Source organism: Streptomyces sp. NPDC057002, assembly GCF_042673825.1.
Classification (GTDB): Bacteria; Actinomycetota; Actinomycetes; order Streptomycetales; family Streptomycetaceae; genus Streptomyces.
The window spans coordinates 1,560,993-1,585,752 of sequence record NZ_JBHURZ010000001.1 but is presented as its reverse complement, the minus strand read 5'-3'; the positions used below and the strand labels follow the sequence as shown (position 1 = coordinate 1,585,752).

The window sequence follows — 24,760 nt, the reverse complement described above, 5'->3', positions numbered from 1 at the left end:
CCGCCATGACAGAGATCACGAGCCGCAGAGGACTGCTCTTCGGGGCCGCCGCCGTCTCCGCCGGTGCCCTCCTCACGGGTTGCACGAGCAACGAGCCGTCCGACGCCAAGGACGAGCCGGCCGGGAACGACCAGCCCGCCGCGGACGACAAGCCGGGCAAGAAGGTCACCGTCGGCTTGGCCGGACCGCAGGCCGACCACGGCTGGCTCAACGCCATCAACGACAACGCCAAGGAGCGCGCCGAGAAGTACTCGGACGTCACCCTGGAGATCACCGAGGGCTCCAACGACACCGCCCAGCAGATCGGCCAGATCGAGACCCTCATCAACAAGAAGGTCGACGTCCTGGTGGTGCTGCCCGCCGACGGCAAGGCCCTCACCCAGGTCGGGCTGAAGGCGATGCGCGCGGGCATCCCGGTCGTCAACCTCGACCGGATCTTCAACACCCCGCAGGCCTACCGCTGCTGGATCGGCGGCGACAACTACGGCATGGGCCTCAACGCCGGGCACTACATCGGCGAGAAGCTCAAGGGCAAGTCGGGCGCCCGCGTCATCGAACTGGCGGGCCTCGACAACCTGGAGCTGACCAAGCAGCGCACCAAGGGCTTCGACGACGCCCTGAAGAACTACCCCAACATCAAGAAGGTCGCCCGCCAGGCCGCCGACTTCACCGTCGAGTCCGGCCAGGCCAAGATGGCCCAGTTGCTCCAGGCCCAGTCGAAGTTCGACGCGCTGTGGAACCACGACGACGACCAGGGCGTGGGCGCGCTGCGGGCCATCGAGCAGGCCGGGCGCGACGGCTTCCTGATGGTCGGCGGGGCCGGTGCGCTCTCCGCCTTCCAGGCCATCAAGCAGGACGACGGCGTGCTCAAGGCGACGGTGCTCTACCCGCCGACCATGGCCGCCTCCGCGATCGACCTCGCCCGCGCCCTCGGCCAGGGCAAGGGCATCGGCGGCATGGCCGAGTTCGAGATCCCCGCGTCGATCACGCTCTACTCGGCCGTCGTCGACAAGACCAACGTCGACCAGTACATGCCCACCGGCTTCCAGTGACCGGTTCCGCCCCCGCACCCCCCACGTGCGCGACCCCGACCAGGACGAGGAGGACTCCCACATGGGACAGCCGCAGCAGCAGTCAGAAGGGACCGAGGAGGCAGGCAAGCCACCCCTGCGCGTGGGGATGGTGGGCTACGCCTTCATGGGCGCCGCCCACTCGCAGGGCTGGCGCACCGCGGGCCGTGTCTTCGACCTGCCGCTGAACCCGGTGCAGGCCGCGATCTGCGGCCGGGACGCCGCCGCCGCGCGGGCGGCGGCGGACCGGCACGGCTGGGCGTCGGTCGAGACCGACTGGCGTGCCCTCGTCGAACGGGACGACATCGACCTGGTCGACATCTGCACCCCCGGCGACAGCCACGCCGAGATCGCCCTCGCCGCCCTGGCCGCCGGCAAGCACGTCCTGTGCGAGAAGCCCCTCGCCAACACCGTCGAGGAAGCCGCCTCGATGGAACGCGCGGCCGAGGAGGCGCACGCACGCGGCCAGGTGGCGATGGTCGGCTTCAACTACCGCCGGGTGCCGGCCACCGCCCTGGCCCGGCGGATGGTCGCCGAGGGCCGCCTGGGCAGGCTGCGGCACGTGCGTGTGACGTACCTCCAGGACTGGCTCGTCGACCCGCACTTCCCGCTGACCTGGCGGCTGCGCAGGGAGCAGGCGGGGTCGGGCTCGCTCGGCGACCTGGGCGCGCACATCGTCGACCTCGCGCAGTATCTGACGGGGGAGCGGCTGGCGGGTGTCTCCGCGCTGACGGAGACCTTCGTACGGGAGCGGCCGCTGCCCACCGGCGCCACGAGCGGGCTGGCCGCGGTCTCCTCGGCCGGCACCGGCCAGGTCACCGTGGACGACGCCGCCCTGTTCACGGCCCGCTTCCCCTCCGGCGCCCTGGCCTCCTTCGAGGCCACCCGCTACGCCACCGGCCGCAAGAACGCCCTGCGCATCGAGCTCAACGGGGAGCGCGGCTCGCTCGCCTTCGACCTGGAGCGGCTCAACGAGCTGTCGTTCCACGACGGCACCGAGCCGGGCGCGGAGGCAGGCTTCCGCCGGATCCTCGTCACCGAACCCGACCACCCTTACCTGGACGCCTGGTGGCCGCCCGGCCACGGCCTCGGCTACGAGCACACCTTCGTCCACCAGGCCCGCGACCTGGTCCACGCCGTCGCCGAGGGCCGCCGCCCCGATCCCTCCTTCGCCGACGGGCTGCAGGTGCAGCGCGTGCTCGCGGCGGTCGAGGAGAGCGCCGAGAAGAACTCCGTCTACACCCCGATTGCGGTCTGAGGAGGCTGACGCGCGATGCCGCGTACGTTCACGCTGTTCACCGGCCAGTGGGCGGACCTGCCCCTGGAGGAGGTCTGCCGGCTCGCCCGCGACTTCGGCTACGACGGCCTCGAACTCGCCTGCTGGGGCGACCACTTCGAAGTCGACAAGGCGCTCTCCGACCCGGGGTATCTCGACGGCCGCCGGGCGCTGCTCGACAAGTACGGCCTCAAGTGCTGGGCCATCTCCAACCACCTCGTCGGCCAGGCCGTCTGTGACGCCATCATCGACGAACGCCACCAGGCCATCGTGCCCGACGCGGTGTGGGGGGACGGAGACCCGGAAGGGGTCCGGCAGCGGGCCGCGGAACGCATGAAGGACACCGCGCGCGCCGCGGCCGCCTTCGGCGTCGACACCGTCATCGGCTTCACCGGCTCCGCCATCTGGCACCTGGTCGCCATGTTCCCGCCCGCCCCCGACGCCATGATCGAACGCGGCTACCAGGACTTCGCCGACCGCTGGAACCCGATCCTGGACGTCTTCGACGCCGAGGGCGTGCGGTTCGCGCACGAGGTGCACCCCAGCGAGATCGCCTACGACTACTGGACGACGGTCCGCGCGCTGGAGGCGGTCGGCCGGCGCCCCGCCTTCGGGCTCAACTTCGACCCGTCGCACTTCGTGTGGCAGGACCTCGACCCGGTCGGCTTCCTCTGGGACTTCCGCGACCGGATCTACCACGTCGACTGCAAGGAGGCCCGCAAGCGCCTCGACGGACGCAACGGCCGGCTCGGCTCCCACCTGCCCTGGGGCGACCCGCGGCGCGGCTGGGACTTCGTCTCCGCCGGGCACGGCGACGTCCCCTGGGAGGACGTCTTCCGGATGCTGCGCTCCATCGACTACCAGGGGCCGGTCTCCGTCGAGTGGGAGGACGCCGGCATGGACCGGCTCCAGGGGGCGCCCGAGGCGCTGACCCGCCTCAAGGCCTTCGACTTCGAGCCGCCCAGCGCGTCCTTCGACGCCGCGTTCAACAGCTGAACCACGCACCTTCCTTGTGTTCAGGTCACACACCTCCGGGGTGACGGCGCACCCCGGCGCCCGCACCGCACGTCTACGCACCCATCCCGTACGGCCCACCCCGTTCCCGGAGGGACTTCGTGCACAGAACCAGACTCAGAGCCACCCGCAGCGCCGGACATCCCAGGCTGCGCACCACCGTCGCCCTGTTCACCGGCCTGCTCCTGGCCGTGGGCGCCCCGGCCACCGTCGCCGGGGCCCACCCCGGCCATCCGGAGCACGACGAACCGGCGGCCGCCGAGGGCCAGTTCCAGCAGGTGCCGCTCGCCAAGGGCGAACCCGAGACGGGCGAGCCGATGTCGCTCGCCGTGCTCCCGGACCGCAGCGTGCTGCACACCTCGCGCGACGGCACACTGCGCCTCACCGACCAGGGCGGCGTCACCAAGGTCGCCGGCAAGATCCCCGTCTACAGCCACGACGAGGAGGGCCTCCAGGGCGTCGGCATCGACCCGGACTTCAAGAACAACCGGGCGATCTACCTCTACTACGCCCCGCCGTTGGACACCCCCGCGGGCGACGCCCCGGAGACCGGCACCGCCGAGGAGTTCAAGAAGTTCGACGGCGTCAACCGCCTCTCCCGTTTCACCCTGAACGCCAACGGCACGCTGAACACGGCCAGCGAGAAGAAGGTCATCGACGTCGCGGCCTCCCGGGGCATCTGCTGCCATGTCGGCGGCGACATCGACTTCGACGCGGCCGGCAACCTCTATCTGTCGACCGGCGACGACTCCAACCCCTTCGCCTCCGACGGCTACACGCCGATCGACGACCGCGAGGGCCGCAACCCCGCCTTCGACGCCCGCCGCAGCTCCGCCAACACCAATGACCTGCGCGGCAAGATCCTGCGGATCAAGGTCGCCGAGGACGGCTCGTACACCGTCCCGGACGGCAACCTCTTCGCCCCGGGCACGGACAAGACCCGTCCCGAGATCTACGCGATGGGCTTCCGCAACCCGTTCCGGATGAGCGTCGACGACAAGACCGGCATCGTCTACGTCGGCGACTACGGCCCCGACGCGGGCGCCGCGGACCCCAAGCGGGGCCCGGGGGGACAGGTCGAGTTCGCCAAGGTCACCAAGGCCGCCAACTTCGGCTGGCCGTTCTGCACCGGCAACAACGACGCGTACGTCGACTACGACTTCGCCACCAAGGAGTCCGGCGAGAAGTTCGACTGCGCAGCCCCGAAGAACACCTCGCCGTACAACACGGGCCTCACCGACCTGCCGCCCGCGCAGGCCGCCTGGATCCCGTACGACGGCGGCTCCGTGCCCGAGTTCGGCAGCGGCTCCGAGTCCCCGATGGCCGGCCCGGTCTATCGCTACGACCCCGAGCTCGACTCCAAGGTGAAGTTCCCCGAGGCCTACGACGGTGACTTCTTCGCCGGTGAGTTCGGCCGCCGCTGGATCAAGCGGATCGAGCAGAACGGCGACGGCTCGGTCGCGAAGATCAACGACTTCCCGTGGACCGGCACCCAGATCATGGACATGGAGTTCGGCCCCGACGGCGCGCTCTACGTCCTCGACTACGGCGTCTCCTGGTTCCAGGGCGACGAGCACTCCGCGCTGTACCGGATCGAGAACGCCGAGGACGGCTTCTCGCCGATCGCCGAGGTGAGCGCCGACAAGACGTCCGGAGCGGCCGGCCTGAAGGTCAAGTTCACCGGCTCGGCCAAGGACGCCGACTCCGCGGACCTCACCTACAGCTGGGACTTCGGCGACGGCACCAAGGGCGAGGGCCTCAACCCCACCCACAAGTACAAGAAGATCGGCACCTACACCGCGACCTTCACCGCCAAGGACGCCGAGGGCCACACCGGCAACGCCAGCACCCGGATCGTGGTCGGCAACACCGAGCCCAAGGTGCGGATCGACATCCCGGGCAACGGCACCATGGCCGAGTTCGGCAAGCCCGTCCCGTTCAAGGTGACCGTCACCGACCCCGAGGAGACCGTCGACTGCTCCAAGGTCAAGGTCGCCTACAGCCTCGGCCACGACTCCCACGCCCACGAGCTGACCAGCGAGATGGGCTGCGAAGGCACCCTGAAGCCGCCCCCCGGCGACGGCGGCCACGACCCCAACGCCAACATCTACGGCGTCGTCGGCGCCAGCTACACCGACGGCGGGGCGAACGGCCAGGAGACGCTCACCGGCACCGCCCGCGCCGTGCTCCAGCCGCTGCACCGCCAGGGCGAGCACTTCACCACCCAGTCGGGCGTGACGGTGATCGACAAGACCGGCGCCAACGGCGGCAAGACCGTCGGCAACATCGACGACGGCGACTGGATCTCCTTCAGCCCCTACCGGTTCGACGGGCAGAAGAAGATGACCGTGCGGGCCTCCTCCGGCGGCGCGGGCGGCTTCATCGAACTGCGCACCGGCTCGCCCGACGGACCGCTGCACGGTTCGGCCTACATCCCGCCGACCGGCGGCTGGGAGACCTTCCAGAACGTCGATGTGCCGCTGCGGTCGCTGCCCAAGAAGGCCACGGACATCTACCTGGTCTTCAAGGGCGGCGAGGGCGCGCTGTACGACGTGGACGACTTCGAGTTCTCCAAGGAGCCGTTCAAGGGCGGCAAGAAGGTCCTGGTCTTCTCCAGGACCGCCGGCTTCCGCCACGACTCCATCCCGGCCGGCATCACCGCGCTGAAGGAGCTCGGCGGCCCGGCCGGCATCACGGTCGACGCGACCGAGGAGGCCCGCCAGTTCACCACGACCAACCTCGCCAAGTACGACGCGGTGGCCTTCCTGTCCACCACGGGTGATGTCCTCAACGCCGAGCAGCAGAAGGCGTTCGAGGACTACGTGGCGGGCGGCGGCGGTTACCTGGGCATCCACGCCGCCGCCGACACCGAGTACGACTGGCAGTTCTACGGCGGCCTCGTCGGCGCCTACTTCGACTCGCACCCGGCCATCCAGAAGGCCACCGTGCGCGTCGAGGACCACGACCACCCGTCGACCGGGCATCTGGACCAGGCCTGGGAGCGCACCGACGAGTGGTACAACTACCGCACCAACCCGCGTGAGCAGGCCAAGGTCCTCGCCACCCTGGACGAGACCACCTACCAGGGCGGGAACATGAAGGGCGACCACCCGATCGCCTGGTGCCAGAGCTACGGCGGCGGCCGCTCCTTCTACACCGGCGGCGGCCACACCAAGGAGTCCTACGCCGAAGAGGCCTTCCGGGCCCATCTGCTCGGCGGCCTCCAGTACGCCACCGGCCAGGTCAAGGCCGACTGCAAGCCGGGCAAGGACTACCGGAAGATCTTCAACGGCCAGACCCTGGACGGCTGGAAGCAGGCGGGCCCCGGCAAGTTCGTCGTCAAGGACGGCGTGATGGAGTCCGAGGGAGGCATGGGCCTGCTCTGGTACCAGGCCAAGGAGCTGAAGTCGTACTCCCTCAAGCTCGACTGGAAGATGCGGGGCGACGACAACTCCGGGATCTTCGTGGGCTTCCCGGCCTCCGACGACCCCTGGTCCGCGGTGAACAAGGGCTACGAGATCCAGATCGACGCCACGGACGCGCCCGAGCGCACCACGGGCTCCGTCTACTCGTTCAAGTCGGCGAACATCAAGGCCCGTGACCAGGTCCTGCGGCCGCCCGGCCAGTGGAATTCCTACGAGATCAAGGTCCAGAGCGAACGGCTCCAGGTGTTCCTCAACGGAGTCAAGATCAACGACTTCACCAACAAGGACCCCCAGCGGAGCCTGACAGACGGCTACATCGGCCTCCAGAACCATGGCGCCGACGACCAAGTCTCCTTCCGTAACATCCAGTTGAAGGAACTGCCCGTCAAGGGCGACTGAACGGCGGCGGGCGGGGGACGCCGGACCCCCGCTCGCCGTCTCCCTTCGCCCGGGTCCGCGCACGATCAGGAGGCTGCCTATGTCCGCGTCCCTCTCCCGACCGCGTGTGGGGGTGTGGCTGATCGGAGCCCGAGGCTCCGTCGCCACCACCGTCGTCACGGGGTGCGCCGCCATCACCGCGGGACTGCACCCGCCCACCGGCATGGTCACCGAGACCCCGGCGTTCACCGGCAGCGCCCTGCCCGCCCTGTCCGATCTCGTCTTCGGCGGCCACGACACCCTCGACTGCCCCCTGCCCAAGCGCGCCGAGTCCCTGACCGCCGGCGGTGTCCTCCCGCCGGGCGTCGCCTCCGCCGTCGCCGCCGAACTGGAGGCCGCCGACCGGGAGATCAGGCCCGGTGGCCCCACCCCGGGGGACACCAGGAGCGAGACCGCACTGATCACGGCCTTCGCCGACGACATACACGACTTCATGCACCGCCATGAACTGGCGCGGGCCGTGGTGGTCAACGTCGCCTCCACCGAACCCGCGTCCCAGGGGCCTGACGCCCCGCTGCCGGCCAGCACCCTGTACGCGCTGGCAGCCCTGCGCGCGGGCTGCCCCTACGTCAACTTCACCCCCTCCGAAGGCATGCACCACCCCGCCGCCGCCCGCGAGTCCGAGCGGAGCGGTTTGCCGTACGCCGGCCGGGACGGCAAGACCGGACAGACCCTCCTGCGGGCCGTGCTCGGCCCGATGTTCGCGCAGCGGGCGTTGACGGTCCGGGCCTGGTCCGGAACGAACCTGCTCGGCGGTGGCGACGGCGCCGCCCTCGCCGACCCGGCCGCCGCCGCGGCGAAGAACGCGGGCAAGGAACGCGTCCTGGCCGACACCCTCGGCACCGTCCCCGAGGGCGAGGTGCACATCGACGACGTCCCGGCCCTCGGCGACTGGAAGACGGCCTGGGACCACATCGCCTTCGACGGCTTCCTCGGCACCCGCATGATCCTCCAGACCATCTGGCAGGGCTGCGACTCGGCACTCGCCGCACCCCTGGTGCTGGACCTTGCCCGGCTCACGGCCCGCGCCCACGAAGCAGGGCTGTCCGGTCCGCTCGACGCCCTCGGCTTCTACTTCAAGGACCCCGTCGGGGACGGACCGTCCGGTCTTGCCGAGCAGTACGCGGAACTGCTCCGGTTCGGGCGGCGCCTGGGGCCTGCCGGTGAAGAGGGCCGCCAGGACGTGGGGTCGGTGGAGCGCCTTGACGACACGGGGGATGCTCTGTGACGCCACGCGAAAGCTCTTGCGATTGCCTTGAGGGCGCGTCGACAGCCGCTCCGCAAGGCGGCGCCGGCGACACGGCCCCCTGCGCATGCACCGGCCGGTCACAGCGCGGACGCGGACGTGCCTGGGCCGAACTTCTCCGTCTGCCCGCCCTGTTCAGCGTCCCGGGCGACGCCCTGGCCGGCACGGCCGCGACCGGCGCGGCGCCCAACGCCCGCACCCTGCTCGCCATCGGCTCCTCCCTCTGCCTCTACGAGGCCGGCATGGCCCTCAACGACTGGGCGGACCGCGACGTCGATGCCGTCGAACGCCCGCACCGCCCCCTGCCCTCGGGCCGCGTCCACCCGGCCGCCGCGCTCACGGCGGCCTGCGCCCTCACCGGTGCCGGACTGGCCCTGGCCGCCGGCGCCGGCCGCCCCGCCCTGGCCGTCGCCGCTCCCCTCGCGGCTACCGTCTGGGCCTACGACCTCGGCCTGAAGCACACACCCGCGGGCCCCGTGGCCATGGCCGCCGCACGTGGACTCGACCTGCTCCTGGGAGCCGCCGCGACGACCGGCCGCACCCGTCCGGCACTCCCCTCAGCGGCCCTCCTCGGCACCCACACGCTGGCCGTCACGACGGTCTCCCGCCAGGAAGCCCAGGGCGGTTCGCCTCTGGCCCCTCTGGCGGCGCTCGCGACGACCGCCCTGCTGACCCGTGTGGTGACGCACCGGCCCGCAGAACAACGAGAAGCAACCGCTCATGGCCATCCCGGGCCACGGGCGACTCGGCCTCGAGGACCTGTGCCCGGCCGGAGTCCCGCGGCACACCTCACCACCGCTCTCGCGGCCGCCTACGTCGCGGCCACCGCCCGTCCCTACTTCCACGCCACGCTCAACCCCTCACCTCCGCTCACCCAACGAGCCGTCGGCGCCGGCGTCCGCGCCACGATCCCCCTCCAGGCCGCCCTGACCGCCCGCTCCAAGGGCACGGCCACGGCCCTCGTCATCGCGGCCCTGGCCCCGCTGGGGGCGAGGTTCGCGAAGAAGGTGAGTGTGACGTGACTCCGGAGACCTCTCCTCTCGTTCCGCTCCAGCCCCTCCGCTTCGGCTACGGCACCAACGGTCTCGCCGACCTCCGGCTCGACGACGCGCTCTCCCTCCTCGCCGATCTCGGCTACGACGGCGTCGGTCTGACCCTCGACCACATGCATCTCGACCCGCTCGCCCCCGGCCTCGCCACCCGCACCCGACGGGTCGCGCGGCGGCTGGACGCACTCGGGCTGGGCGTCACGGTGGAGACGGGCGCCCGCTATGTGCTCGACCCGCGCCGCAAGCACGGCCCCTCCCTGCTGGACCCGGACCCCGATGACCGGGCGCGCCGGGCCGGACTCCTCGTCCGTGCCGTGCGGGTCGCGGCCGACCTCGGAGCCCACGCGGTCCACTGCTTCAGCGGCGTCCTCCCGGACGGCACCGACACGGACACCGCCTGGAAGCGTCTCGCCGAGACCCTCACGCCCGTCCTGGACGCCGCCGCCTCCGCCGGCGTCCCGCTCGCCGTCGAACCCGAACCGGGCCACCTCCTCGCCACCCTGGCCGACTTCCACCACCTCCGCCGCACGCTCGGCGATCCCGAGCCGCTCGGCCTCACTCTCGACCTCGGCCACTGCCAGTGCCTCGAACCCCTTTCTCCCGCCGACTGCGTGCGCGCCGCCGCCCCCTGGCTGCGCCATGTCCAGATCGAGGACATGCGGCGCGGCGTCCACGAGCACCTCCCCTTCGGAGACGGGGAGATCGACTTCCCGCCGCTCCTGGCGGCCCTCGCCGCCACCGGATACCAGGGCCTGACCGTCGTCGAACTGCCCCGCCACTCCCACGCGGGCCCTCACTTCGCCGCACACTCCCTCCCGTTCCTCCGCCACGCCGAGCAGGTCGCGGCCACCGTGCCGCAGTCCCCCGCTCCGGCCCTCCAGCAGGCCGCGCCACCCCACGGCGCTCCCTCCGCCACCCCTGAAGGGAGCAGCACCCCATGACCCAGCCCCGCGCCACACCGGCGGCGAGAACCGAGAGCACCACCCACACCGGCCAACCCGGTCCCGGCACCGCCCTCACCCCCTCGCCCGCCGACCTCCGTCGCCACCTCACCACCCACCTCGCCCCCGAAGCCCGGTCCTGGCTCGAGCACGCCCTCGACGAGGCCGCCGCACACCCCGGCATCCACGGGCCGATCTCCCCCTGGGAGCTGCGTCTCGCCGAGGCCGGCCGCCGCTGCGGTGCCGCGCACGCCGACGCCGCCCGGGTGCTCATCCTCCACGCGGCCCGTGCCGGCACCGATGCCCTGACCCGGGTGTACTTCCAGGGCACCGCCGACGAACGCCGCGCCGTCCTGCACGCCCTGCCCCACCTCGTCTCCGGCCCCGGCGCCCTCCCTCTCGTCGAGGACGCCCTGCGCACCAACGACACCCGGCTCCTCACCGCAGCCGTCGGCCCGTACGCCGCCCGGCACCTGGCCCCCCACGACTGGCGCCACGCCGTGCTGAAGTGCCTGTTCACCGGCGTCCCCGTCGAGCATGTGGCCGACCTGCCCCGGCGCGCCCACGGCGACGGCGAACTCGCCCGCATGCTGGGCGACTACGCCGCCGAACGCACGGCCGCAGGCCGCACCGTCCCCGAGGACCTGTCCCGCGTCCTGGACCTGACCGAGTCCGTGACCCCGGCCCCCGGCACGGACCACCCCCACGGCAAGGAGTCCTGATGCGCATCTTCGACCCCCACATCCACATGACCTCCCGGACCACCGACGACTACGAGGCCATGTACGCCGCCGGCGTCCGCGCCCTCGTCGAGCCCTCCTTCTGGCTCGGCCAGCCCCGCACCTCGCCCGCCTCCTTCCGCGACTACTTCGACGCCCTGCTCGGCTGGGAACCCTTCCGCGCCGCCCAGTACGGCATCGCCCACCACTGCACGATCGCCCTCAACCCCAAGGAGGCGAACGACCCGCGCTGTGTGCCCGTCCTCGACGAACTGCCCCGGTATCTCGTCAAGGACAACGTCGTGGCCGTCGGCGAGATCGGCTATGACTCCATGACCCCCGCCGAGGACACCGCCCTCGCCACACAGCTCCAGCTCGCCGCCGACCACGGCCTGCCCGCCCTGGTGCACACCCCGCACCGCGACAAGCTCGCCGGTCTGCGCCGCACCCTCGACGCCGTCCGGGAGTCCGCCCTGCCCCCGGAGCGCGTCCTGGTCGACCACCTCAACGAGACCACCGTCAAGGAGGCCAAGGACAGCGGCTGCTGGCTGGGCTTCTCCGTCTATCCGGACACCAAGATGGACGAGGAACGGATGGTCGCGATCCTGCGCGCCTACGGCACCGAGCAGGTCCTGGTGAACTCCGCCGCCGACTGGGGGAGGAGCGACCCCCTCAAGACCCGCAAGGTCGGCGACCTGATGCTGGCCGAGGGCTTCGACGAGGACGATGTCGACCGGGTGCTGTGGCGCAACCCCGTCGCCTTCTACGGGCTCAGCGGCCGCCTGAACCTCGACCTCAACGGCACCGAGGCCACGCACGAGGGCAACTCCATCCTCCGCGGCGCCCCGAAGGATCCGCACGAGCCGGATCACGGCCCGGGAGAGGGCGACGAGCCGGCTCGCGTCCCCGTCGCGGAGGCGTGAACCATGCGCTTCCGCCACCCCGACGGTTCCACCGTCCACCTCGCTTACTGCACCAACGTCCACCCCGCCGAAACCCTCGACGGGGTCCTCGCCCAGCTCCGCGACCACTGCGAGCCCGTCCGCCGCCGCCTGGGCCGCGACCGGCTCGGCATCGGGCTGTGGCTCGCCAAGGACGCCGCCCACGCCCTCGTCACCGACCCGTCCGCGCTGCGCGGCCTGCGCACCGAACTCGACCGGCGCGGCCTCGAAGTCGTCACCCTCAACGGCTTCCCCTACGAGGGCTTCGGCGCCGAGGAGGTCAAGTACCGCGTCTACAAGCCGGACTGGGCCGACCCGGAACGCCTCGACCACACCAGCGCCCTGGCCCGGGTCCTCGCAGGGCTCCTCCCCGACGACGTGGCCGAGGGCACCATCTCGACCCTGCCCCTCGCCTGGCGCACCGCGTACGACGACGAGCGCGCCGAGACCGCCCGCACCGCTCTGCGCACCCTCGCCGAACGCCTCGACGTCATCGAGGAACTGACCGGCCGCTCCATCCGCGTGGGCCTGGAACCGGAACCCGGCTGCGTCGTCGAGACCACCCGCGACGCCATCGCCCCGCTCACCGCGATCGGCCACGACCGCATCGGCATCTGTGTCGACACCTGCCATCTAGCCACCTCCTTCGAAGATCCGGACACCGCCCTGGACGCCCTCACCGAGGCCCGTGTCCCCGTCGTCAAGTCCCAGCTCTCGGCCGCCCTGCACGCCGAACACCCCCATCTGCCGGAGGTCCGCGACGCCCTCGCCGCGTTCGCCGAACCCCGCTTCCTGCACCAGACCCGTACCGCCACCGCCGCCGGCCTGCGCGCCACCGACGACCTCGACGAGGCCCTCGCGGGCCACGCCCTGCCCGACGGCGCACCCTGGCGCGCCCACTTCCACGTCCCCCTGCACGCGCCCCCGGCCGCGCCCCTCACCTCCACACTCCCGGTCCTGAAGAACGCACTGACCCGGCTCGTCGGCGGCCCGGCCCCGCTCACCCGCCACCTGGAGGTGGAGACCTACACCTGGCAGGCCCTCCCGCCCGAGCTGCGCCCCCGGGGCCGCAGCCAGCTCGCCGAGGGCATCGCCGCCGAACTCACCCTCGCCCGCGACCTGCTGACGGACCTCGGCCTGAAGGAGCTGCCGTGAGCACCCACGCTTCCGCCCCAGGCACCGCCCCTTCCGCCCCGGGCACCCACCCGGCCCCGGCAGGCCCCACACCCCTCCTCGTCCTCGACGTCGTCGGCCTCACCCCCCGGCTCCTCGACCACATGCCCCGTCTCAAGGCGCTCGGACAGTCCGGCTCCCGAGCCCCGCTGGGCACCGTCCTGCCCGCCGTCACCTGCGCCGCCCAGTCCACCTTCCTCACCGGCACCATGCCCTCGGAGCACGGCATCGTCGGCAACGGCTGGTACTTCCGCGAACTCGGCGACGTCCTCCTGTGGCGCCAGCACAACGGGCTCGTGGCCGGCGACAAGCTCTGGGACGCCGCCCGCCGCGCCCACCCCGGCTACACCGTCGCGAACATCTGCTGGTGGTACGCCATGGGCGCCGACACCGACTTCACCGTCACCCCCCGCCCGGTCTACTACGCCGACGGCCGCAAGGAACCCGACTGCTACACCCGGCCTGCCGCGCTGCACGACGAACTCACCGAAAAGCTCGGCACGTTCCCCCTCTTCCACTTCTGGGGCCCCGGAGCCGACCTCGTCTCCAGCCGGTGGATCATCGACGCCACCCGCCACATCATCCGCACCCGGCACCCCGATCTGACGCTCTGCTACCTCCCTCACCTCGACTACGACCTGCAGCGCTTCGGCCCCGACGACCCGCGCTCCCTGAAGGCGGCCGCCGACCTGGACGCCGCCCTGGCCCCGCTCCTGGACGACGCCCGCGCCGAGGGCCGCACGGTCGTCGCGCTGTCCGAGTACGGCATCACCCGCGTGAGCCGGCCCGTCGACATCAACCGGGCCCTGCGCCGTGCCGGACTGCTGGAAGTGCACACCCAGGACGGCATGGAGTACCTCGACCCGATGGCGTCCCGTGCCTTCGCGGTCGCCGACCACCAGATCGCCCACGTCTATGTGCGCCGCCCCGAGGACCTCGACGCCACCCGGGCAGCCCTCGACGGTCTGCCCGGCCTCGGCCAGCTCCTCGACGACGAGGGCAAGAAGGCCCACCACCTCGACCATCCGCGCGCGGGCGAACTCGTCGCCGTCGCGGAACCCGACGCCTGGTTCACGTACTACTACTGGCTCGACGACGCCCACGCGCCCGACTTCGCGCCACTCGTCGAGATCCACCGCAAACCCGGCTACGACCCGGTCGAACTCTTCATGGATCCCCTCGACCCCTACGTCAAGGTCAAGGCGGCCACCGCACTGGCGCGCAAGAAACTCGGCATGCGCTACCGCATGGCGGTCGTGCCCCTCGACCCCTCACCTATTCGCGGCAGCCACGGCCGCCTTCCGGCGAGCGACGACGACGGTCCGCTCCTCATCTGCTCCACCCCCCGCGCTGTCGGCGACCGCGTCGCGGCCACCGATGTGAAGTCACTGCTGCTCCGACTCGCCGGTCTCACCTGAGGTCGTCACCCTCAGTATCCGACTGGTCACAAGTGAAGCACTCACCACTGACAACGCCCCGCGATCACGAGGAGTTCCACGCATGAGCCGCTTCTCCCAGCCCGATCCCGAGCTCAACCACCGCCTCAGCAGACGCGGCATGCTCGGCGTCGCCGCAGGCGCCACCGCCGCCGCCCTGCTCGGCGCCGCTGCCCCCGCGACCGCCGCCACCGGCAACACCACGGGTGCCACCGGCACCGCGTCCGGCGCCAAGGGCCGAGGCCGCCCCGTGCTGCCGCCCGGCCGCCTCGGCATCCAGCTCTACAGCCTGCGCGACAAGGTCTCCACCCTCGGCTTCGGACCCGTCTTCGCCGAACTGGAGAGGTACGGCTACGACGAGGTCGAGTTCGCCGGCTACACCCAGGGCTCCGCGGGCGCCATCACGCTCGCCCAGCTCAAGCGGCTGGCACGGAACCACGGCCTGAACCCCATCGGCAGCCACGTCGGCTACTACTCCAACGACCCGAACGCCTACACCTTCGCCCAGAACCTCACCAAGGTCCTCGACGACGCCCAGGCCCTCGGCCTCAAGCACATCGGCACGGCCTCGGGCCCGTTCCGCTACGGCTCCACCGTCGACGCCTGGAAGCGCGCGGCCGAGGAGTTCAACACCTACGGCGCCGCGGCGAAGGCCCGGGGCATGAAGTTCTACCAGCACAACCACTCCGAGGAGTTCTCCTTCGCCACCGACAACCCCAAGGTCCGCCTCTACGACATCCTGCTCAAGGAGACCGACCCGGACCTCGTCTACCTGGAGATGGACATCTACTGGGCGTACGTCGGCCAGTTCCGCTTCTCCAAGCGGCCCGACGGCAAGCCCGCGCCGTTCGAACCGCTGGACTACGTCCTCAAGCGGCCCGACCGCTACCCGCTGTTCCACGTGAAGGACGGCGAGAGCGACCCGTCGAACCCGTACGGCTACAACATGACCGACGTCGGCGACGGCGACATCGACTACCAGCGGTTCATCTCCGCCGTCACCCGGCTGCGCGGCCACCGCATGGCCCACCACTGGCAGGCCGAGCACGACAACCCGGCCGAGTCCTTCACCTTCGCGCGCCGCTCCAGCGCGCACCTGCACTCCCTGAGGGAGAAGTGCTGAGGGCAGTACCGGCATGAGGAGGCCCCTCCCGTACCGGGGAGGGGCCTCCTCACACGTGGGACGGTCAGCCCACGAGCCCTGTCCGGGCGCGTCACGATCAGGCCGTGTCCTCGCCGAGCGGCTGTGGATTGGGAACGATGCGGCTCTCTTCCTTGTCGCGTCCCGGCGGGGTGAGGAACAGTGCCACGCAGCCGGCGAAGAGCGAGATCGAGCCGGCCAGGACGAAGGCACCGGAGTGTCCCCAGGCGCCGACGACCACGGCACCCATACCCGCGCCCAGACCGGAGACGAGCTTGGCGCTGTAGACCATGCCGTAGTTGGACGCGTTGTTGTTCTCGCCGAAGTAGTCCGCGGTGAGGGCCGCGAACATCGGGAAGATCGCGCCGCCGCCGAAGCCGGATATCGCGGAGAAGACCAGGAACAGCGTCAGGTTCTTGCTGTCCGCCGACCAGAGGATGCCGAACTGGGCCAGGCCCAGGATGACACACACGGCGAGCAGGCACCGCTTGCGGCCGTAGAGGTCGGAGAGCCAGCCGATGACGCCACGGCCGGTACCGTTGACGATCGCCTTGAGGGACATGGCCGTGGCCACGATCCCGCCCGCGAAGCCGGCCTCCTCGCCGATGTCCACCTGGAACGCGATACCGAAGATGTTCACGCCGGACGTGCACGCCAGACAGAACCACATCAGGGCCACCCGGCCGGTCTTCCACGCCTCCTTGGGGGAGTACTGGCGGACCGCCGGCGGGTTCATCCGCATGGAGCGCGCCGCACGCGGGTCCTTCGGCGGGTTGAGCGGGTCGATCGCGGCGGGCCACCAGTTCTTCGGCGGGTCCCTGAAGAAGTAGCCGGAGAACGCGACGATTCCGGCCAGGAACACACCCACCGAGACCAGCACCCAACGGAAGTTGGTCAGGTCCATGTAGCCGTTGAAGATGAAGACGAAGGGCACCGAGCCGTAGGCGAATCCGCCGTTGACGAAGCCGGTCTTGCCGCCCTTGCGCTCCGGATACCACTTGCCCACCATGTTGACGCAGGTGGCGTACACCATGCCCGCGCCCATGCCGCTGAACATGCTGAAGCCGATGTAGGCGAAGACGACGTGCGGTGCGAAGGCCAGCGACAGATAGCCGAGCAAGGTGCCCGTCGCGCCGCACATCATCGCCCAGCGGGCCAGCAGTTTTCCGCTCTCACGCAGCTTGCCCGCGGGGAAGGCCACCGCGGCCTGGAAGAAGACCCAGACGGTCATCATCCAGAAGATGTGCATGCTGTTCCAGCTGTGCGCCGTGTGCAGGGTGTCCTCTGCGGACGCGAACGCGTACTCGGCGGAGGAGATGCCCATCATGCCGATCCAGGGCAGGATCACCATCCACTTGCGCTTGCGCCCCATGATGTCGATGTCGGACTCGCCGATGCGATAGACGCGTCCGTTCTTGTCGGTCACCTCGCGATAGGCGGCGACCCGTGGAACGTCGGTGGTTGTCACGTGGATTGCACCCCTTGCGTCGAAAGATCTGGCCAGCGCCCCCTGTCCCATGCCTTTCGTGCGCGTACGGGTCCCGGGGCCGGCCGACGCGCACCGTCGGCCGGCCCCCGCTCCCTCACCTCATGTACCGCCCCCCAGCACACCCGCCTCCCGCGCCCAGCGGTACTTGGCGCCGAGCACGGCCACCGGCTTCTCGGTCGTGTACGGGTACGCCACGACCCCGCGCTCGAAGAGGTACTGGCAGGCCTCCTCGACCTCCACGTCGCCCGCCAGCGACGCCACCACCGGCTTCTCGATCCCGCGCTCCCGGAACTCGGCCACCACGCGCGCGGTGAGCTCCGCGAAGACCATCGGAGGGGTGACGATGGTGTGCCAGTAGCCGAGGACGAGCGCGTGGATGCGCGGGTCCTCCATCCCCAGCCGGATCGTCGCCTCGTACGTCGACGGCGGCTCGCCCCCGGTGATGTCCACCGGGTTGCCGGCGGCCCCGAAGGGCGGGATGAACTTCCGGAACGCCTCGTCCAGATCGGGCGGGATCTCCATCAGCGACAGGCCGTTGTCCGTCACCGCGTCCGAGAGCAGCACGCCGCTGCCCCCGGCCCCCGTGATGATCACGACGTTGCCGCCTTGAGGGGCGGGAAGCACCGGCAACGCGCGCGCGTACTCCAGCATCTCGTTCAGCCCCGGTGCCCGGATGACCCCGGCCTGCCGCAGGATGTCGTCGTACACGGCGTCGTCGCCCGCCAGGGCACCGGTGTGCGAACCGGCCGCCTTCGCGCCCGCCGCCGTACGTCCCGCCTTCAGCACGACCACCGGCTTCTTCGGCACGGTCGCCCGCGCGGCCTCCACGAAGGCGCGCCCGTCCTTGAGGTCCTCCAGGTGCATCGCGATGCACTGGGTGTTGGGGTCCTCCCCGAACCAGGTCAGCAGGTCGTCCTCGTCCAGGTCCGACTTGTTGCCGAGTCCGACGATCGCCGACACGCCCGTCTTGGTGGTGCGCGCGAAGCCCAGGATGGCCATCCCGATGCCGCCCGACTGCGAGGTCAGCGCGACCCCGCCCTTGACGTCGTACGGCGTGCAGAACGTGGCGCAGAGGTCCTGCCAGGTGGAGTAGTAGCCGTAGATGTTCGGACCCAGCAGCCGTACTCCGTGCCGCTCGGCGATCTCCACGATCTCCGCCTGGAGTCCGTGTTCGCCGGTCTCGGCGAAGCCGGAGGGGATCAGCACGGCGTTCGGGATCTTCTTGCGTCCCACCTCCTCCAGGGCCGAGGCCACGAACTTGGCGGGGATCGCGAAGACCGCCACATCCACCTCACCGGGAACGTCCGTGACACTCTTGTACGCCTTGCGGCCCAGGATGTCATCGGCCTTGGGATTCACCGGGTGGATGTCCCCGGCGAAGCCCCCGTCGACGAGGTTGCGCATCACCGAGTTGCCGATCTTGCCCTGCTCGTTGGAGGCACCGATCACGGCGACCGAGCTCGGCTGCATCAGCCGGCGCATGGACGCGAGGATCTCGTCCCGCGAGTACCGCCGGCGCGGCGGGGGCTGCGACTCGGCGAGGATCACCCGGATGTCGGCCGCGACGGCCCCCTCCGCCGTCGCGATCACCGGATTGAGGTCCACCTCGGCGATCTCCGGGAAGTCCGCGACGAGTTCGGACACCCGGCGGATCTGCTCGGCCACGGCCCACCGGTCCACGCCCGCCTGGCCGCGCACCCCGCGCAGGATCTCCGCCGAGCGGATCGAGTCCAGCATCGACAGCGCCTCGTCGGCGTCCACCGGGGCGAGCCGGAAGGTGACGTCCTTCAGGACCTCGACGAGCACCCCGCCGAGTCCGAAGGCGACCACCTTCCCGAACGTCGGGTCGGTGACCGCGCCGACGATGACCTCCTGCCCCTTCGGCAGCAGCTCCTGCACCTGCACCCCGTCGATGCGCGCATCGGCGTCGTAGGCGCGCGCGTTGTCGACGATGGTGTGGAACGCGGCCCGTACGTCCGCGGATCCCTCGACGCCGACGATCACCCCGCCGGCGTCGGTCTTGTGCAGGATGTCCGGCGAGACGATCTTCATCACGACGGGCCCGCCGAAGCGCGCCGCGTACGCGACGGCCTCCTCGACGTCGGTCGCCAGCTCCTCGCCCGGTACGGCGATCCCGTACGCGTCGGCGATCACCTTGCCCTCGGGCGCGGTCAGCGCGGTCCGCCCCTCGGCACGCACCGAGTCGAGGAGGCCGCGCACCCGCAGGAGGCGGTCTTCTGCCATCACGTCAGATCACTCCGTTCGACTTGAGCAGGCGCACTTCCTCGTCACCGAGACCGAGTTCGCCGACGTAGACCTCTTCGTTGTGCTCGCCGAGCAGCGGTGAACCGGTCACCTCGACGGGGGAGTCGGACAGCTTGAGCGGGCTGCCGACGGTCACGAACTCGCCCCGCTGCGGGTGCGGGACGGTGACGACCATCTCGTTGGCGACCAGCGACCGGTCCTCGATGATCTCCCGGGTGGACAGGATCGGCCCGCACGGGATGTTGTGCGCGTTGAGCCGCTCCAGCACCTCCCACTTGGGCAGCGTCGAGGACCACTCCTCGATCAGCTGGAACATCTTGTTCAGCTTGGGCAGCCGCGCCTCGGGCGTCGCCCATTCGGGGTCGTCGGCCAGTTCGGGCCGGCCGATGAGCTCGCTGATCGGCTGCCAGCCGACGGGCTGCACGATGACGTACACGTAGTCGTTCGGGCCGCCCGGCGCGCACTTGACCGCCCAGCCGGGCTGGCCGCCGCCGGACGCGTTTCCGGACCTGGGAACCTCGTCGCCGAAGTCCTCGTTGGGATATTCACGGAGCGGGCCATGTGCCAGCCGCTGCTGATCCCTCAGCTTCACCCGGCAGAGGTTGAGGACGGCATGCTGCATGGCCACGTTGACCCGCTGACCACGCCCGGTGTTCTCCCGCTGGTACAGCGCCGCGAGAATCCCCGCCACGGCGTGCACCCCCGTCCCCGAGTCCCCGATCTGGGCTCCCGTCGCCAGCGGCGGCCCGTCCTCGAAACCGGTGGTCGACATCGACCCGCCCATGGCCTGCGCGACGACCTCGTACGCCTTGAAGTCGGTGTACGGGCCCTCGCCGAACCCCTTGATGGAGGCATAGACGATCCGTGGATTGATCTCCTGGATGCGGTCCCAGGTGAAGCCCATCCGGTCGACCGCGCCCGGTCCGAAGTTCTCGACCATGACGTCGGAGCGCCGGATCAGCTCGGTGAGGATCTCCTTGCCGCGTTCGGTCTTGGTGTTGAGGGTGATGCTCCGCTTGTTGCAGTTGAGCATCGTGAAGTACAGGGAGTCGACGTCCGGCAGATCACGCAGCTGCTTGCGCGTGATGTCGCCGGTCGGCGCCTCCAGCTTGACGACGTCCGCGCCGAGCCAGGCGAGCAGCTGGGTCGCGGAGGGCCCGGACTGGACATGGGTCATGTCCAGGACGCGGATGCCTTCGAGGGCCTTGGTGGACGGAGCAGTCATCGGGGCACCTCACTTGTACATGGTCTGGTTCATGGTTCCGGGGGCGTACGCGTCGGGGTCGACCCAGACGTTGATCAGGGACGGCTTGCCGGACTCGCGGGCGCGCCTCAGGGCCGGGCCGATGTCGGCGGGGTCGCGGACCTCCTCGCCGTAACCGCCCAGCAGTTGGGCGAACTTGTCGTAGTGGACGTCGCCGAGGGTGTTGCCGACCCGCTCGCGGTCCTTGCCGTACTTGGCGGCCTGGCCGTAGCGGATCTGGTTCATGGAGGAGTTGTTGCCGACGATGCCGACGAACGGGAGGTCGTAGCGGACGAGCGTCTCGAAGTCCCAGCCGGTGAGGGAGAACGCGCCGTCGCCGAAGAGCGCGACGACCTCCTTGTCGGGCCGCGCCTGCTTGGCCGCGAGCACGAAGGGGACGCCGACGCCGAGCGTGCCCAGGGGACCGGGGTCCATCCAGTGCCCGGGTGACTTGGGCTGGACGACCTGCCCGGAGAAGGTGACGATGTCGCCGCCGTCGCCGATGTAGATCGAGTCCTCGGTGAGGAAGTCGTTGATCTCGCTGACCAGGCGGTACGGATGGATGGGCGAGGCGTCCGACCTCAGGCTCGGCAGCCGCTTCTCCAGAGCGGTCTGCTCGGCCGCCCGCAACTCGTCCAGCCACTCCTTGCGCTTGGACGCACCGCCGTTGATGCGCCCGGAGGCGGCCTCGGTCACGGACTTCAGGACCAGTCCGGCGTCGCCCACGATGCCGAGGTCGATGTCGCGGTTCTTGCCGACCGTGCGGTAGTCGAGGTCGATCTGCACGACGGTCGCGTCCGGCGACAGCCGCTTGCCGTAGCCCATGCGGAAGTCGAAGGGCGTACCGACGATGACGATCACGTCGGCGTTGGAGAAGGCGTACCGGCGGGACAGCTGGAAGTGGTGCGGGTCGCCGGGCGGGAGGGTGCCGCGACCGGCGCCGTTCATGTACGCCGGGACGTTCAGGGTGCGCACCAGCTCGATGGCCGACTCGGTGCCCCGGGTCGTCCACACCTGGCTGCCGAGCAGGATGGCCGGCTTCTCGGCGTGCACCAGCAGGTCGGCGAGCTTCTCGACCGCTTCGGGGTCACCGGCCGAGCGGGTCGAGGCCCGGTAGGCGCCGGACTGCGGCACGCGGGCCTTGGCCACGGGCACCTTGGCGTCCAGCACATCGCGCGGGATCTCCAGGAAGGAGGGCCCGGGCGCGCCGTGGAAGCACTCGCGGAACGCCATGGACACCAGGTCCGCCGCGCGCGCCGTGTCCGGCACGGTCGCCGCGAACTTGGTGATGGGGTTCATCATGTCGACGTGCGGCAGGTCCTGGAGGGACCCCATCTTGTGCTGGGTGAGGGCTCCCTGACCACCGATCAGCAGCATGGGGGACTCGGCGCGGAAGGCGTTGGCGACACCGGTGACGGCGTCGGTCGTTCCCGGGCCCGCGGTGACCACCGCGCAGCCCGGCTTGCCGGTGATGCGCGCGTAGCCGTCGGCGGCGTGGGCGGCGACCTGTTCGTGGCGTACGTCGACGACCTCGATGCCCTCGTCGACGCAGCCGTCGTAGATGTCGATGATGTGGCCGCCGCACAGCGTGTAGATGCGGTCGACCCCCTCGGCCTTCAGCGCCTTGGCTACGAGATGACCACCGGAAATCAAGTCCTGGGTGTCGTCGGGCATGGCGAAGTCCTGTCCCTTCGTAGGGGGTTGGAACGGCTCGCGGTACATTGCATACAGTCGACGAATACTGTATGAAGCTTGTTATCCCGCATCCGGTGGGTGGTGTCCAGGGGGCGTGCGGCACTTTCAGTCAGGAGCCGGAAATGGACCTGTACGAACACCAGGCAAGGGAACTCTTCGAAGAACACGGCATCTTGGTCCCGAGGGCCGAGGTCACCGACTCGCCTGAGGAGGCCCGTGGGATCGCGCGCAGGCTCGGCGGCCGTGTCGTCGTCAAGGCGCAGGTGAAGACCGGTGGGCGCGGCAAGGCGGGCGGTGTGAAGCTCGCCGCCGATCCGGCAGCGGCGGAGCTGACCGCACGCCAGATCCTCGGCATGGACATCAAGGGCCACACGGTCGGCACGGTCATGCTCGCCCAACCCGTGGCCATCGAGGAGGAGTTCTACGTCTCCTACGTTCTCGACCGTGCTGCCGGCCGCTTCCTCGCCATCGCCTCCGCGGAGGGCGGCATGGACATCGAGGAGGTCGCCGCCACCCGCCCCGAGGCCGTGGCGCGCATCCCCGTCGACCCCGCCGAGGGCGTGACGTCGGCGAAGGCGGGCGCGATCGCCGAGGCCGCAGGGCTGCCGGCGCAGTGCGTCGACGTCCTCGTACGGCTGTGGGACGTCATGGTCCGGGAGGACGCTCTTCTCGTCGAGGTGAACCCTCTCGTCCGCACCCGGCAGGGGCAGATCCTCGCCCTCGACGGCAAGGTCACCCTCGACGACAACGCCCGCTTCCGGCAGGCGCGATGGGGTGCCGACGAAAGGGGGCACGACGACGCACTCGAGGCCGCCGCTGCCGTCAAGGGCCTCAACTACGTCAAGCTCGACGGCGAGGTCGGAATCATCGGCAACGGCGCCGGACTCGTCATGTCGACCCTGGACGTGGTCGCGGGCTGCGGCGCCCGCCCGGCCAACTTCCTCGACATCGGCGGTGGAGCGAGCGCCCAGGTCATGGCGGACGGACTGTCGCTGATCCTCTCCGACCCGGCCGTGAAATCCGTCTTCGTCAATGTTTTCGGCGGGATCACCGCCTGCGACGCCGTCGCCGACGGCATCGTCCGGGCCCTGGACACCGTCCGGCTGACCAAGCCGCTCGTCGTGCGCCTCGACGGCAACAACGCGGCCAGGGGCCGGGCCGTCCTCGACGAGCACGCGCATCCGCTGGTCCAGCAGGTCACCACCATGGACGGCGCCGCCCGCCGCGCCGCCGAACTCGCCACCGCGGCCTGAGGAGAGGGAACGCCATGGCCATCTACCTCACCAAGGAGAGCAAGGTCCTCGTCCAGGGCATGACCGGCGGCGAGGGCATGAAGCACACCCGGCGCATGCTCGCGGCCGGCACCAACGTCATCGGCGGCGTCAACCCGCGCAAGGCGGGCCGCACGGTCGACTTCGACGACCGTGCCGTGCCGGTCTTCGGTTCGGGCGCCGACGGCATGCGCGCGACCGGGGCGGACGTCACCGTCGTCTTCGTACCGCCCGCCTTCGCCGAGGCGGCTGTCGTCGAAGCGGCCGACGCGGGCATCGGCCTCGCGGTCGTCATCACCGAGGGCATCCCCGTCCACGACTCCGTCGCCTTCACCGCGTACGCCAGGGAGAAGGGCACCCGCATCGTCGGGCCCAACTGCCCGGGCCTCATCACCCCCGGCCAGTCCAACGCGGGCATCATCCCGGCCGACATCACCAAGCCGGGCCGTATCGGCCTGGTCTCCAAGTCGGGCACGCTGACGTACCAGCTCATGTACGAGCTGCGCGACATCGGCTTCTCCACATGCGTCGGCATCGGCGGCGACCCGGTCGTCGGCACCACCCACATCGACTGCCTCGCCGCCTTCCAGGACGACCCCGACACCGAACTGATCGTCCTCATCGGCGAGATCGGCGGCGACGCGGAGGAACGCGCGGCGGCCTATATCCGCGAGCACGTCACCAAGCCGGTCGTCGGCTACATCGCCGGGTTCACCGCGCCCGAGGGCAAGACCATGGGCCACGCGGGCGCGATCGTGTCCGGCTCGTCCGGTACCGCGCAGGCGAAGAAGGAGGCGCTGGAGGCGGTCGGGGTGAGCGTGGGAAGCACACCGACCGAGACCGCGAAGCTCGTGGCGGCGCGGCTCGAAGGCCGTTAGCCGTCCCCCCCCCAAAAAAAAGACTTCCCCCGAAAAAGCTGCCCCCCGCC

The 24,760-nt window shown here is 70.7% G+C and carries 18 protein-coding genes; 14 read left to right on the top strand and 4 right to left on the bottom strand.

What is annotated here, in order from left to right; all coding sequences use genetic code 11:
• Window positions 1-5: 5 nt before the first annotated feature.
• The 12 genes from ACFT32_RS07105 to ACFT32_RS07050 all read left to right on the top strand — a co-directional run bounded on the left by ACFT32_RS07105 (window position 6) and on the right by ACFT32_RS07050 (window position 15,851).
• Complete coding sequence (locus tag ACFT32_RS07105; protein WP_382486641.1) at window positions 6-1,052, top strand: substrate-binding domain-containing protein; 1,047 nt, start codon at window positions 6-8, stop codon at window positions 1,050-1,052.
• Window positions 1,053-1,113: 61 nt separating this feature from the next.
• Window positions 1,114-2,328, top strand: coding sequence for a Gfo/Idh/MocA family protein (locus ACFT32_RS07100; RefSeq protein ID WP_382486639.1), 1,215 nt, complete (start codon window positions 1,114-1,116; stop codon window positions 2,326-2,328).
• 15 nt (window positions 2,329-2,343) lie between these two features.
• Entirely contained in the window at window positions 2,344-3,342 is a 999-nt protein-coding gene (locus ACFT32_RS07095; protein ID WP_382486637.1) for a sugar phosphate isomerase/epimerase family protein, read from the top strand.
• Window positions 3,343-3,461: 119 nt separating this feature from the next.
• Window positions 3,462-7,184: a ThuA domain-containing protein gene (locus ACFT32_RS07090; RefSeq protein WP_382486636.1), complete on the top strand. Its 3,723-nt coding sequence runs from the start codon at window positions 3,462-3,464 to the stop codon at window positions 7,182-7,184.
• Window positions 7,185-7,263: 79 nt separating this feature from the next.
• Window positions 7,264-8,451, top strand: coding sequence for an inositol-3-phosphate synthase (locus ACFT32_RS07085; RefSeq protein WP_382486634.1), 1,188 nt, complete (start codon window positions 7,264-7,266; stop codon window positions 8,449-8,451).
• On the top strand, window positions 8,448-9,491 hold the full coding sequence (locus ACFT32_RS07080; protein WP_382486632.1) for an SCO3242 family prenyltransferase: 1,044 nt from the start codon (window positions 8,448-8,450) through the stop codon (window positions 9,489-9,491). The genes ACFT32_RS07085 and ACFT32_RS07080 overlap by 4 nt, the downstream gene beginning before the upstream one ends.
• Window positions 9,488-10,459, top strand: coding sequence for a sugar phosphate isomerase/epimerase family protein (locus ACFT32_RS07075; protein WP_382486630.1), 972 nt, complete (start codon window positions 9,488-9,490; stop codon window positions 10,457-10,459). Before ACFT32_RS07080 ends, ACFT32_RS07075 begins: the two co-directional genes overlap by 4 nt.
• Window positions 10,456-11,181 (top strand): EboA domain-containing protein, encoded by a 726-nt coding sequence (locus tag ACFT32_RS07070; protein WP_382486628.1) that lies wholly within the window; start codon window positions 10,456-10,458, stop codon window positions 11,179-11,181. The genes ACFT32_RS07075 and ACFT32_RS07070 overlap by 4 nt, the downstream gene beginning before the upstream one ends.
• Window positions 11,181-12,101 (top strand): TatD family hydrolase, encoded by a 921-nt coding sequence (locus ACFT32_RS07065; RefSeq protein WP_382486626.1) that lies wholly within the window; start codon window positions 11,181-11,183, stop codon window positions 12,099-12,101. The genes ACFT32_RS07070 and ACFT32_RS07065 overlap by 1 nt, the downstream gene beginning before the upstream one ends.
• 3 nt (window positions 12,102-12,104) lie before the next feature.
• Complete coding sequence (gene eboE, locus ACFT32_RS07060) at window positions 12,105-13,274, top strand: metabolite traffic protein EboE (RefSeq protein ID WP_382486624.1); 1,170 nt, start codon at window positions 12,105-12,107, stop codon at window positions 13,272-13,274.
• Window positions 13,271-14,710 carry an alkaline phosphatase family protein gene (locus tag ACFT32_RS07055; protein WP_382486623.1) on the top strand — a complete coding sequence of 480 codons (1,440 nt, stop codon included), beginning with the start codon at window positions 13,271-13,273 and terminating at the stop codon, window positions 14,708-14,710. The genes eboE and ACFT32_RS07055 overlap by 4 nt, the downstream gene beginning before the upstream one ends.
• Before the next feature lie 82 nt (window positions 14,711-14,792).
• Window positions 14,793-15,851 carry a sugar phosphate isomerase/epimerase family protein gene (locus tag ACFT32_RS07050; protein WP_382486621.1) on the top strand — a complete coding sequence of 353 codons (1,059 nt, stop codon included), beginning with the start codon at window positions 14,793-14,795 and terminating at the stop codon, window positions 15,849-15,851.
• A gap of 97 nt (window positions 15,852-15,948) precedes the next feature.
• Here the strand turns inward: ACFT32_RS07050 and ACFT32_RS07045 are convergent, their stop codons facing one another.
• From ACFT32_RS07045 to ACFT32_RS07030, 4 genes are all read right to left on the bottom strand, one after another.
• Window positions 15,949-17,337 (bottom strand): OFA family MFS transporter, encoded by a 1,389-nt coding sequence (locus ACFT32_RS07045; RefSeq protein WP_382486619.1) that lies wholly within the window; start codon window positions 17,335-17,337, stop codon window positions 15,949-15,951.
• A 120-nt stretch (window positions 17,338-17,457) separates the two neighbouring features.
• The gene (locus ACFT32_RS07040) at window positions 17,458-19,602 is read right to left on the bottom strand and encodes an acetate--CoA ligase family protein (protein WP_382486617.1); all 2,145 of its coding nucleotides are present in this window, start codon (window positions 19,600-19,602) and stop codon (window positions 17,458-17,460) included.
• Window positions 19,603-19,606: 4 nt separating this feature from the next.
• Window positions 19,607-20,848 (bottom strand): formyl-CoA transferase, encoded by a 1,242-nt coding sequence (frc, locus tag ACFT32_RS07035; protein ID WP_382486615.1) that lies wholly within the window; start codon window positions 20,846-20,848, stop codon window positions 19,607-19,609.
• A gap of 9 nt (window positions 20,849-20,857) precedes the next feature.
• Window positions 20,858-22,540: a thiamine pyrophosphate-binding protein gene (locus tag ACFT32_RS07030; protein WP_382486613.1), complete on the bottom strand. Its 1,683-nt coding sequence runs from the start codon at window positions 22,538-22,540 to the stop codon at window positions 20,858-20,860.
• A 143-nt stretch (window positions 22,541-22,683) separates the two neighbouring features.
• Here ACFT32_RS07030 and sucC point away from each other — a divergent pair, with 143 nt between their 5' ends.
• Entirely contained in the window at window positions 22,684-23,814 is a 1,131-nt protein-coding gene (gene sucC, locus ACFT32_RS07025; protein WP_382486611.1) for an ADP-forming succinate--CoA ligase subunit beta, read from the top strand.
• A 14-nt stretch (window positions 23,815-23,828) separates the two neighbouring features.
• Entirely contained in the window at window positions 23,829-24,710 is an 882-nt protein-coding gene (gene sucD, locus ACFT32_RS07020) for a succinate--CoA ligase subunit alpha (protein WP_382486609.1), read from the top strand.
• The last annotated feature ends 50 nt before the right edge of the window (window positions 24,711-24,760 follow it).

Excerpts from the sequence above, each read along its gene's own strand:
- ACFT32_RS07105 (WP_382486641.1), top strand. The coding sequence starts at position 6 with ATGACAGAGATCACGAGCCGCAGAGGACTGCTCTTCGGGGCCGCCGCC.
- ACFT32_RS07100 (WP_382486639.1), top strand. The coding sequence starts at position 1,114 with ATGGGACAGCCGCAGCAGCAGTCAGAAGGGACCGAGGAGGCAGGCAAG.
- ACFT32_RS07095 (WP_382486637.1), top strand. The coding sequence starts at position 2,344 with ATGCCGCGTACGTTCACGCTGTTCACCGGCCAGTGGGCGGACCTGCCC.
- ACFT32_RS07085 (WP_382486634.1), top strand. The coding sequence starts at position 7,264 with ATGTCCGCGTCCCTCTCCCGACCGCGTGTGGGGGTGTGGCTGATCGGA.
- ACFT32_RS07070 (WP_382486628.1), top strand. The coding sequence starts at position 10,456 with ATGACCCAGCCCCGCGCCACACCGGCGGCGAGAACCGAGAGCACCACC.
- ACFT32_RS07065 (WP_382486626.1), top strand. The coding sequence starts at position 11,181 with ATGCGCATCTTCGACCCCCACATCCACATGACCTCCCGGACCACCGAC.
- eboE (WP_382486624.1), top strand. The coding sequence starts at position 12,105 with ATGCGCTTCCGCCACCCCGACGGTTCCACCGTCCACCTCGCTTACTGC.
- ACFT32_RS07050 (WP_382486621.1), top strand. The coding sequence starts at position 14,793 with ATGAGCCGCTTCTCCCAGCCCGATCCCGAGCTCAACCACCGCCTCAGC.
- ACFT32_RS07040 (WP_382486617.1), bottom strand. The coding sequence starts at position 19,602 with ATGGCAGAAGACCGCCTCCTGCGGGTGCGCGGCCTCCTCGACTCGGTG.
- frc (WP_382486615.1), bottom strand. The coding sequence starts at position 20,848 with ATGACTGCTCCGTCCACCAAGGCCCTCGAAGGCATCCGCGTCCTGGAC.
- ACFT32_RS07030 (WP_382486613.1), bottom strand. The coding sequence starts at position 22,540 with ATGCCCGACGACACCCAGGACTTGATTTCCGGTGGTCATCTCGTAGCC.
- sucC (WP_382486611.1), top strand. The coding sequence starts at position 22,684 with ATGGACCTGTACGAACACCAGGCAAGGGAACTCTTCGAAGAACACGGC.
- sucD (WP_382486609.1), top strand. The coding sequence starts at position 23,829 with ATGGCCATCTACCTCACCAAGGAGAGCAAGGTCCTCGTCCAGGGCATG.